Source organism: Stenotrophomonas sp. CASM110 (assembly GCF_049384345.1).
In the GTDB taxonomy this organism is placed as follows: Bacteria; Pseudomonadota; Gammaproteobacteria; order Xanthomonadales; family Xanthomonadaceae; genus Stenotrophomonas; species Stenotrophomonas muris.
In genome coordinates, this window is record NZ_JBMRGI010000017.1 from 66,769 (window position 1) to 77,274 (window position 10,506).

A 10,506-nucleotide genomic window follows, 5' to 3' on the forward strand; every position below is an offset into this window, starting at 1 on the left:
CGTCCGCTACGACATGGCGGATGAGAACGGCGAGACACGGCGCCAGCGCAATGCGCGCTTCGGTATCGGCGAATCACCAGAGCTGGAGGTCCCGGACGCGGCTGCCCACGTCTGGGGCTGGTTCTGGGAGCTATCCGGGCGCAGGCACAGCGGCCCGGAGGCGTTGACGTTTGCTGACATCGGCGAATGGGCCCGCCTGCTGCAGGTCGACCTGCTCCCGGAGGAGGTCGTGATGCTGATGGCGATGGATGACCAGTACCTGCGCGCGGTGCGCGAAGACCAGAAAGCCGCGCGTGAGCGGGCAATGCAGAACAACGGGAGCCCCTGATGGATATCGCCGAGCTTGGCTACAAGGTCGACAGCAGCGGCCTGGTCGAAGGCACCAAGGCCCTGGACGAGAATGCCGCCGCTGCTGACAAGGCCGGCGCTGCTGCCGACCGCCTGGAGAAGTCTCAGAAGGGCACCGGCAAGTCTGCGTCGTACTGGGCCAACGAGCAGGCCAAGATCAACGCCCGCGTGCAGGAGATGGAGCGGATTGAGCAGAGGGCTGCGGTGGCCACGCGCCAGGCTGCCACCGCCACGGAGGCGCACGAACTGAACCTGCAGAAGCTACTGGGGCAGATCAATCCGACGGTCGCTGCACTGAACAAGCTGGCGGAGCAGGAGGATCGCCTGGCCCGCGCGCGTGATCTCGGTCTACTAAAGCCGCAGGTGTGGCAGCAGTACCAGAGCCAGCTGGAGGGCACGCGCGCGGGCATCCTGGCCACGTCCAACACCTTCGGGAAGCTCAACCTGCAGGCCGTGGAGACCCAGCAGTCCCTGGCAATGCTGATGCGTGCGCTGGCGACCGGCAACTTCGCACAGGCGCAGTCCTCCATCGCATCGCTGACGGCCAGGACGGGCGTGTTGTCCACGGTCTTCAGCGGAGCCGGGCTGGCAGTGGCCGGCTTCACTGCGGTGGTCGTGGCCGGAATCGCCGCCTGGAAGCAGGGCAACGACGAGCTGTTCGGGTTTCAGAGGAATCTGATCCTGACCGGGCGCTCTGCCGACATCACGTTCGGACAGCTTCAGCGGATGGTTGACCAGCTGGATCGAATCCCTGGCGTGAGCCGTGGCGGGGCCTTGGACTCGCTCAACGCGGTTGCGAAGTCGGGCCAGTTCGTCGGGCAGCAGTTCGACCTGGTTTCTGCATCAGCAGCGCGCATGGAAGCCTCGCTGGGGGTGTCTGCAGACAAGACGGTCGCTTCGTTCGCGAAGATTGTCGACGATCCAGTGCAGGGTCTCCTGGAGCTGAACAAGCAGTATCGGTTCCTGACCCAGGCCCAGATCGATTACGTCTACCAACTCCAGCAGCAGGGCGATGAGGTTGGGGCGGTCACTGAAGCGCTTCGCCTCGCTGACGATGCAACTAAGAACCTGGCGAATACGGCCGAGGCCAATCTGCCGGCTCTCACCGAGTACTGGCGCGACATGAAGGGCGACGTGTCGGGCACGTGGAGTGCCATCGTCAACGTGACGAACGCCATTGCCGACCTGGGACGGGAGTACGGCGTGCTGGCTCGCCTCCCGAGCCTGTCCGACATTCTGGGGTTCGGCCTGGTCGGCGGCGTCGTTGCCAAGAACCTGCCGGAGCAGTTCAGGCCCCCGTCCTTCGCAGACCTGATGAATCGGGCGGCATCCAGGCTTCGGAACCCCAATGGGCTGCCAACGAACATTGAGGGGATCGGCGCGCCGAATGGCGACGTTGCAGACCCAAACGACGCCAAGAAGGCCTCGGATCAGTGGAACCGCCGGCTGGAGATGTACGACAAGCAGTTGAAGATGGGTGCCGAGGTCGAGCGCATCGAGGCTGAGGGCATCGCAGCCGGCAGGACCCGCGCTGAGATCGAGGCGACCATCGCCAACTACATGAAGTCACAGGACGAGTCGGCGAAGCGCACAACCGGCACCGGCAAGACGGCGCGCTCGGGCGTGGAACAGCTGCTGGCGAGGGTGCAGCAACAGATCTCGGCCAACGATGAGCTGGCCCGCAGTGGGCAAAAGGTTTCGCAGTCGCAGCGGTTGATCGAAGAGATCGATATCCGTCTGGCCGACGGAAAGGGCACGCTCACACACGCCGAGCGCCGCCTGCTGGAGACGGAGCGGGAGCGCCTGGCCATGTCGCATGACATCGCCACTGTGGCCCAGCAGAACGAACGGGATATGGCTGCGCAGGCGGCCCTGATCGAACGACTGACACAGCTGGAGAAGCAGCGACGGCAGCAGGCAGAAATCGACCTGATTGGCCTAAGCCGAGGTGGAGATGCCACCGCGATGTTGCAGAGGCAGCTGGACATCCAGGGGAAGTACCTGGATGAGCAAAAGGCACTCGACAAGGAAAAGCTGCGAGGCACCCTAAGCGGCGGCGAGTACCAGGCAGAAGTGGCACTTCTGCGGGCCAGCCTTGACCGCTCTTTGGAGATCGAGCGGGGCTATCAGGAGCAGCGCCTGGCGATGCTGGGCGACTGGCGGGCAGGCGCGCGCCGGGCATGGGAAGACTATGCCTTCGCCGCCAGCAATGCGCTGGAGCAGGCAAACGGTCTGATGAACAGTGCGCTCGGTGGCTGGGAGGATGCCTGGGTGCGGTTCGCCCAGACCGGAAAGCTGTCGTTCCGAGACATGGCCAACGCCATCGTTGCCGACCTCGCACGCATCGCTGCAAAGCAGGCGGCGGTGGGCATCATCAATGCGGTGGCCGGCGCATGGACCGGTACCAGCGGGGTCACTGCAGCTGGCAATGCGGCCGCCACCAGCGGGACTCAGAACATCAATGCGGGGATGCTCTCCAACTACGGAGGCGGCCGGGCGACCGGTGGCCCTGTGGCGGCGGAGGCGTTCTACCAGGTGGGTGAGGGCGGCAAGCCTGAGCTGTTCCGACAGAACGGCAGGACGTACCTCATCCCTGGCGACAACGGAGCGGTGATCCCTGCGGCCCCGACTGGCGGCGGTGGCAACACGTCCACCGGCAGCGGATCCGTGGTGAACGTGCGCGTGGTCGTCAACAGCGACGGCTCTACCGACGTGTCTGCAGATACCCCGGTGTGGCAGCGGTTCGGCAAGGAAATTGGGCAGTTGATCGACATGAAGATCAACGATGCGCAGGTCAGGTCCATGAAGGACGGTGGTGCGATGCGGGTCATGGGAGCAGGGCGATGACCGACACCTTCATCTGGAAGCCGACCAGCACGGGCGGGAGCACCATCAAGGACGTGGTGCACCGCGTGCAGTTCGGCGATGGCTACCGCCAGGTGGCGCCGGACGGAATCAACCCGCGCAGCCGCAATTATCAGCTCACCTTCACCGGCACGTTGGCGACGATCGAGCAGATCATCGCCTTCCTCGATACGCACGTCGGCCGCTCGTTCCTGTGGCAGAGCCCACGCGGCCTGCTGCTGTTCGAGTGCACAGCGCAGGGTGAGCCATTCCCCAGTGGTCTTACCTACAGCGTCACGGCCACCTTCGAACAGACGTTCCAGCCGTAAGGAGAGAACATGGCACTTCAGCCAATCAATATCGATACAGTCCAGCCGAACGGCAAGAAGGGCGATCCAGCCAGGATCGCCTTCGGGAAGGTCAACGATAACGACGCGTACCTCGATGGTCGGATCAGTACCGTCGCCACAGCTGCGGCCACCGCGGACACGAAGGCGACCAATGCTGGTTCCGCAGCTGCGGCGGCTGTTCCGAAGTCTGGCGGTGAAGCCGGCGCCATGACGGGGACGCTCGTTATGCGAGGCGGCGGAACGGCAGTTCGTCGCGCGAACTTTTTCCACAACGCGAATGCTACGAACGATTTCGGAGCCAAGCTCACCCTGTCCTACAACGCCAGCAACAGCGATCTGGCCGGCATGTTCTTGGTCCCTACGGGAGCCAACGGATTCGAATCTCAGCTCCAAGTCTGGTTGAAGGATGGCGATTTCTTCAACTCGGCCTATATCCAAGCGCTCACGGTCACCCGAACAGCTGTCTCTTTCCGGGGCAATGCCCTATGGCACGCGGGGAACACGACGGTGGATGCCAACAACTTCATCAAGAGAGCCTGAACATGGAGCCCACCTGCACCGCAGCGTTCAACATCCAGCCTGATGGCGGGATCGTGCTCGATGGAGACCATGCTCCTGGTACAAGCATCGGTTGCTCGTTTGATGCTCTGGGCATCGCGTGCGCTCGGGTTGCGACTGGTGTGTATCGGGTAGCTGGTCCGGGGATCAAACCGGCTACCGGGTGGCGCGCGAGCGTATACCGTGACGAGAACGACGAGCAGACCATCCGCCTGGCCATCCAGCAGGAGGCGGGTGCGGTGCTCTACACGTGTACCGATCCGGCGACCGGAGAGGGAAGGGACATTGTCTACTTGCTGACGGTACGTGTCGTCGTTGACGCTCCGGAGCTCGAACAAGCCGAGGACGCGGAGGTCGATGCGCCATGATCACCGCCGATGCCCAGCAGCTCGAGCCGGGCGGCCGCGTCACCGTTTATGAACTGGACTGCACCAGCTTCGGTGCTGATCAGCTCTGGTTCCACCAGCACCTGCAGTCGGGGGTGATCTGGTGGCAGGGCCAGGAATATGGACCTTGGCCGATCAACGCTACCGGCTTCGAGCGCACCAGCGAGCAGCAGCCCAACCCACGGCTTAGGGTAAGCAACATCGATGGCCGGATCGGCGCTCTGTGCCGCATGTTCCAGGATCTGGCTGGCGCCAAGCTGATCCGCCGGCAGACGCTGGTGAAGTACCTGGACGCGGCCAACTTCCCCGCGGGGAACCCGTTGGCTGATCCGGGCGAACACTTCCCGGATGAGATCTGGTACATCGAGCGCAAGGTGGGCGAGGACGACGAAACGGTTGAGTTCGAGCTGACCACGGTGGCCGACTTCAACGGGCGGGAGCTGCCCGCGCGGCAATGCACGAGGATCTGCAGCGCCCTGCTGCACGGGGGCTATCGCGGTCCCTACTGCGGCTACACCGGCTCGGCCTACTTCGATATCAACGACCAGCCGGTCGACGACCCGGCCAGGGACGTGTGCGCCGGCCTGGTCCGGAGCTGCCAGCTGCGGTTCGGCCAGGACAAGCCGATTCCGCACGGTGGATTCCCCGCCGCCGGCCTGCTGCGGACCTGACGCCCCCATACCCAAGCTCCAGACCATTCGCGCTGCACCAGCAGCACCACAGGGCTCGCCAGGCACGGGCCTTTTCTATGGGCGAGATCCATGCAACAGAGCACCCTGCAGGCCATCCAGGCGCATGCCGTGGCCGACTACCCGCGCGAGTGCTGCGGCCTCATCGTGGCCGGCTGCGATGGGGAGATATACGTCCCGTGCCGCAACCTGGCCACAACTCCCAGCGAGCACTTCCGGCTGCCGGCAGAGGACTTTGCCGACGCCGAGGACAACGGCGAAGTGCTGGCCGTCGTGCACAGCCACCCGAACGCGTCCGCGGCTGCCTCTGATGCCGACCGCGTCATGTGCGAGGCCAGCGGCCTGCCGTGGCACATCGTGAGCGTGGGGCAGTGCGTTGGGGCTGATCCCGAATGTGGCGACCTGCAGACCATAGTGCCCTGCGGCTACGAGGCGCCGCTGGTGGGCCGGCAGTTCGCCCACGGCGTGCTGGATTGCTACAGCCTGGTGCGTGATTTCTACGCCCGCGAGCTGGGCATCCAGCTCAGCCAGTACGAGCGGGAGGACGACTGGTGGGAGAAGGGGCAGGACCTCTACAGCCTGGACCGGCTGCAGGCGGAGGGCTTCGCGGTCATCCAGGGCGAGCCGCGCCGCGGCGACATGATCCTGATGCAGATCCGCTCACCTGTACCGAATCATGCCGGCGTCTACCTGAGCGACGGGAAGATGCTGCACCACATGCACGGGCGCCTGTCTGAAACGGTGGTCTACGGCGGCATGTGGGCCGAGCGCACCCGCTACATCGTCCGTCACAAGGAGGCCGGCCATGACTGATCGCCTGCGTACTGTCCGGCTGTACGGCCGCCTCGGCGCTCGCTTTGGCCGCAAGTTCCAGCTGGCGGTGAACAGCCCGGCCGAGGCCATTTTCGCGCTCGGCATCCTGCTGCCCGGCTTCCGGCAGTTCCTGACAGGCTGCAAGGATCAGGGCATCGAGTTTGCCGTGTTCATCGGGCGGGAGAACCTGAGCAAGGCGCAGCTGCACGATCCGCCGGGTGCCGATGATATCCGCATTGCACCGGTGCTGGTCGGCTCCAAACGTGGGGGTGCCCTGCAGACCATCGTCGGTGTGGCCCTGATCGTGGTGGCCTCCATCTACGGCGGTCCGGGCGCCGGCGCCGCAGCGGCCAAGTTCTGGGGCGCTGTCGGCGCGGCCGGCTGGAGTCTGGCGATCGGCGGCGTGGTGCAGATGCTGTCGCCCCAGCCCCGTGGCCTAGGGACGAAGGAGGCCGCCGAGAACACGCCGAACTACAGCATGAACGGGCCTGTGAACGTGCAGGCCCAAGGCAACCCCGTGCCCGTCGCCTACGGCGGCCACGACACAAAGGGGATGGTCGTCGGATCCGTGGTGATCAGCGGCGGCATCTACGCGGAGGACCAGCAGTGAACCGAGCCGTCAGCTATCAACACGATCCGCTGGCCCTGGCGTGCGTTGATGTGATCGGCGCAGGCGGCAAGAGCAGCACCAACGCCCGCACGCCGGTGGAGACCCCGGACAGCCTGCACTCGATCTCCTATGCCAAGGTGCTGGACCTGGTCAGCGAGGGCGAGATCCGGGGTCTGGTGGCCGGCAACCAGTCCATCTACCTCAATGAGGTGCCGATCCAGAACAGCGACGGCAGCTTCAACTTCAACGGCGTGAAGGTCGAGACGCGCTCGGGCACGCAGGACCAGGAGTACATCCCGGGCTTCCCGTCGGTCGAGAACGAGATCGGCGTCGGCGTCGAGCTGCGCGACACACCGGTGGTGCGAGCAGCCTCCGGGCAGGATCTGTCTGCGGTTCGGATCCGGTTTGGTGTTCCCGCCCTGCAAAGGCAGAACACCGAGAACGGTGACACCGAGGGCTATGCCGTCGAGTACGCCATCGATCTGTCCACTGACGGCGGCGCCTTCAGCACGGTGCTGAGCAACGCCTTCCGCGGCAAGACCACCACCGAGTACCAGCGCAGCCATCGCATCGACCTGCCGCCGGGCAATCAGTGGCAGGCGCGGATCCGCCGCCTTACGCCGAACGCGAACAGCTCCACCGTCGCCGACACCGTGAACGTGATCTCCATGACGGAGATCATCGACGTGAAGCTGCGCTACCCGAACTGCGCACTGGCCGCGATCCAGATCGACGGCAGCCAGTTCCAGGGCAAGCCGACCACGGCCTACCGCATCTGGGGCCGGATCATCCGCGTGCCCAGCAACTACGACCCGATCGCGCGCACTTACACCGGGGTGTGGGATGGGACGTTCAAGTCGGCCTGGACGAACAACCCGGCCTGGGTCTTCTTCGACATGGTCACCAACGATCGTTTCGGCCTTGGTGATCGCATCCCGCTGGACTGGGTGAACCGGTATCGCCTGTATGAGATCGCGCAGTACTGCGATCAGCTGGTCAGCGATGGCATGGGCGGCTTGGAGCCGCGCTTCACCTGCAGCCTGTACCTGCAGACCCGGGAGTCGGCCCACAAGGTGCTACAGGACCTGGCCAGCATGTTCCGCGGCATCAGCTTCTACGCGGCGGGGCAGATCATGGCCTCCGCGGACATGCCTAAGGACCCGGTCTATACCTACAGCCAGGCCAACGTGGTCGACGGGAAGTTCACGTACACCGGCAGCGGCAGCAAGGCACGGCACACGGTGGCGTTGGTGTCCTGGTCCGACCCGGACGACTTCGGCCGGCAGAAGGTCGAGCCGGTCCAGCTGCAGGAAGGGATTGCCCGCTACGGCGTGAACCAGATCGAGGTGACGGCCTTCGGCTGCCACTCCAAGTCGCAGGCCCAGCGCGTGGGGCTGCACATCCTCTACAGTGAGAATCTGGAGACGGAGACCGTCAACTTCGCCGTGGGTCTCGATGCCCTGAACTGCATGCCCGGTGACGTGATCCAGGTCGCCGATGCCAAGCGCGCGGGGCGGCGCAACTCCGGTCGCATCAGCGCGGCCGCGGCGAGCAGCCTTACCCTGGATGTGGTGCCGCCCTCGATGCAGGCCGGGGACCTCTTGCGGGCGACGCTGCCGGGCGGGAAGACCGAGGCCCGCACCATCAGCGCGGTCAACCCGGAGACGCGCGTGGTGACCGTCTCTGCGCCTTGGAGCGCGATCCCGGTGGTGCAGTCGATCTGGGCGACGGAGTCGACCGACCTGGTGATGCAGCAGTTCCGAGTGATCAGCATCACCGAGGAAGAGGGGCTGACCTATCGCGTCACCGCGCTGCAGCACCGCCCGGACAAGTTCGCGGCCATCGATGACGGCACCCGGCTGGAGCCGCCGCCCATCAGCATCGTACCGCCCAGCGTGCAGCCGCCGCCGGCGAACGTGCGCCTGTCCTCGCATGTGGTGATCGACCAGGGCATTGCCACGCCGGTGCTGACTATTGAATGGGATGCGGCCGACAAGGCGATTGCCTACGACGTGGAATGGCGCCGGGACGATCTGAACTGGGTGCGTGTGGGGCGCGTGGGCACGGCCAGCGCGGAGGTGCGCGGGGTCTATGCGGGCAAGTACCTGGCCCGGGTGCGTGCGGTGAATGCGCTCAATGCGGTGTCGCAGCCGGCCCTCAGTGTCCTCACCGACATTCAGGGGAAGACGGAGCCGCCGCCGGCGCTGACCTCCCTGACGGCAGCGTCAGTGGTGTTCGGCATCCAGCTGGCCTGGGCGTTCCCGCCCGGGGCAACCGACACGCAACGCACCGAGATCTGGCGCAGCGCTGGCCCGAACCTGGAGAACGCGACGAAGCTGGGCGATTTCGCCTATCCGCAGAACCGGCACCGGCTCGATGGCCTGGCCGCCGGCGCGAAGTTCTACTTCTGGGGTCGGTTGGTGGACCGCAGTGGCAACATCGGGCCGTGGTATCCCGCTGGCGCTGGTGTCGTGGGCGAGGCGAGCACCGACGTGACCGAGTATGACGCCTACTTCTCCGGCCTCATCAACAAGAGCGCGCTGGGGCGGGAGCTGCTGTCGGAGATCGAGAGCATCAGCAGTATCGCGCCGTTGATCTGGGCCGCAGATGCCACGTATGAATCGGACCAGACGGTGGTGCACAACGGCAAGATCTGGTTGTGGACCGACGCCGCCCCCGGCAACGAGGAGCCCCCGGGCACGAAGTGGAAGAGCGTCGGCGATGCGGTGGCCGAGGCCGGTGCGTTGGCCGGGCGGATCGATCAGCTGGAGCTGGATGTTACGGAGGTGGACGGCAAGGTCACGGCGGTGGGCAGCCGCGTAGATGGCTTGGTGGCGCAATACAGCGCGGAGCACGCCGGCGATGGGGACTGGAACGCGGGCGATGAGGACGCGTTTGCCGGCACGATCACCACGCTTACGGTCATCGCCAGCGGAGACTACGCGCTGGGCCGGCGTGTGGATACCACCGAAGCAGCGGTAGGCAAGACCCAGGCGATGGTGCAGGCCACCTCGCAAGCTCTGGTCGACTTGGACGGACAGATCAGCGCCTCGTACAGCCTGAAGCTGCAGATTGCAGCCAACGGCCAGTACTACGCAGCTGGCATGGGCATCGGCATCGAGAACCAGCCGGACGGCAGCTACCAGAGCCAGGTGCTGTTTACCGCCGACCGTTTCGCGTTCGTCAACCTGGTCAACGGGCAGCTGACCTCGCCGTTCGTGATCCAGGGCGGCCAGACCTTCATCAACCAGGCTCTGATCGGCACTGCGTGGATTACCAGCGCCAATATTGCCGATGCCGCGATCACCAACGCGAAGATCAGTGGCGCCATCCAATCCGATGATTACGTGCCGGGGCAAAGCGGCTGGAGAATCAACAAGGCGCCTGGTGGTGGATTCGAGTTCAATGGCGCCGTCGCCGGCGGATATCAGTTGAACATCACGAACCAAGGTATTTACATCCGCTACCCGAACGGCAATCTCGCCGTGGAGCTTGGAGTGCTGCAGTAATGGTCGACATTGGGCTGAGGGTTCGGACCGAGAGCGGGTACGTGGAGACTTCGGTTACCACCAAGCTGTCGAAGAGGATCGGGTCCTACACGTTCCCGCTCTACAACCCTGTCAATTCCAACAACAAGTGGGTCGCGCCACCCGAGGCAAATGGAGGGCTCGTCGTCAACGACTTCCTTGGCGGCGAGCCTTACTACTACTTCACCTGCGAAGGCCAACGATCGGTGTACGGAATGCTGGTCCCTTCGGTGACCATATCGGGGAACAGCATCAACTGGAACTGGGATCCTGACGTGGTGAACTACCACGTCAGGATGGAGATGTTTCCGAGCAAGCCCACGACGGACACCGTCGGCGGCATCACCCTTCATTACGGGGTATACAGCTGATGGCCGCCGG

At 64.9% G+C, this 10,506-nt stretch carries 10 protein-coding genes; all 10 read left to right on the forward strand.

All coding sequences use genetic code 11. The features are described 5' to 3' along the window. Positions 1 to 13: 13 nt before the first annotated feature. The 10 genes from VG561_RS15245 (at position 14) to VG561_RS15290 (ending at position 10,496) form a co-directional block, all read left to right on the forward strand. Positions 14 to 328, forward strand: a complete 315-nt coding sequence (locus VG561_RS15245) for a phage tail assembly chaperone (protein WP_414934956.1) — start codon at positions 14 to 16, stop codon at positions 326 to 328. Further along, positions 328 to 3,195, forward strand: coding sequence for a phage tail tape measure protein (locus VG561_RS15250; RefSeq protein ID WP_423179772.1), 2,868 nt, complete (start codon positions 328 to 330; stop codon positions 3,193 to 3,195). Before VG561_RS15245 ends, VG561_RS15250 begins: the two co-directional genes overlap by 1 nt. Next, positions 3,192 to 3,521 (forward strand): phage tail protein, encoded by a 330-nt coding sequence (locus VG561_RS15255; RefSeq protein WP_111206221.1) that lies wholly within the window; start codon positions 3,192 to 3,194, stop codon positions 3,519 to 3,521. The genes VG561_RS15250 and VG561_RS15255 overlap by 4 nt, the downstream gene beginning before the upstream one ends. Positions 3,522 to 3,530: 9 nt before the next feature. Beyond that, entirely contained in the window at positions 3,531 to 4,082 is a 552-nt protein-coding gene (locus tag VG561_RS15260) for a hypothetical protein (protein WP_423179773.1), read from the forward strand. Positions 4,083 to 4,084: 2 nt separating this feature from the next. Beyond that, positions 4,085 to 4,468: a hypothetical protein gene (locus tag VG561_RS15265; RefSeq protein WP_423179774.1), complete on the forward strand. Its 384-nt coding sequence runs from the start codon at positions 4,085 to 4,087 to the stop codon at positions 4,466 to 4,468. Next, positions 4,465 to 5,157, forward strand: coding sequence for a phage minor tail protein L (locus VG561_RS15270; protein WP_423179775.1), 693 nt, complete (start codon positions 4,465 to 4,467; stop codon positions 5,155 to 5,157). Before VG561_RS15265 ends, VG561_RS15270 begins: the two co-directional genes overlap by 4 nt. 90 nt (positions 5,158 to 5,247) lie before the next feature. Next, a complete protein-coding gene (locus VG561_RS15275; protein WP_423179776.1) occupies positions 5,248 to 5,988 on the forward strand; it encodes a C40 family peptidase in 741 nt (246 codons plus the stop codon). Continuing rightward, positions 5,981 to 6,598 carry a tail assembly protein gene (locus tag VG561_RS15280; RefSeq protein WP_111206226.1) on the forward strand — a complete coding sequence of 206 codons (618 nt, stop codon included), beginning with the start codon at positions 5,981 to 5,983 and terminating at the stop codon, positions 6,596 to 6,598. The genes VG561_RS15275 and VG561_RS15280 overlap by 8 nt, the downstream gene beginning before the upstream one ends. Next, positions 6,595 to 10,107: a host specificity protein J gene (locus tag VG561_RS15285; protein WP_423179777.1), complete on the forward strand. Its 3,513-nt coding sequence runs from the start codon at positions 6,595 to 6,597 to the stop codon at positions 10,105 to 10,107. The genes VG561_RS15280 and VG561_RS15285 overlap by 4 nt, the downstream gene beginning before the upstream one ends. After that, positions 10,107 to 10,496, forward strand: a complete 390-nt coding sequence (locus tag VG561_RS15290; RefSeq protein WP_423179778.1) for a hypothetical protein — start codon at positions 10,107 to 10,109, stop codon at positions 10,494 to 10,496. Before VG561_RS15285 ends, VG561_RS15290 begins: the two co-directional genes overlap by 1 nt. Positions 10,497 to 10,506 lie beyond the last annotated feature (10 nt).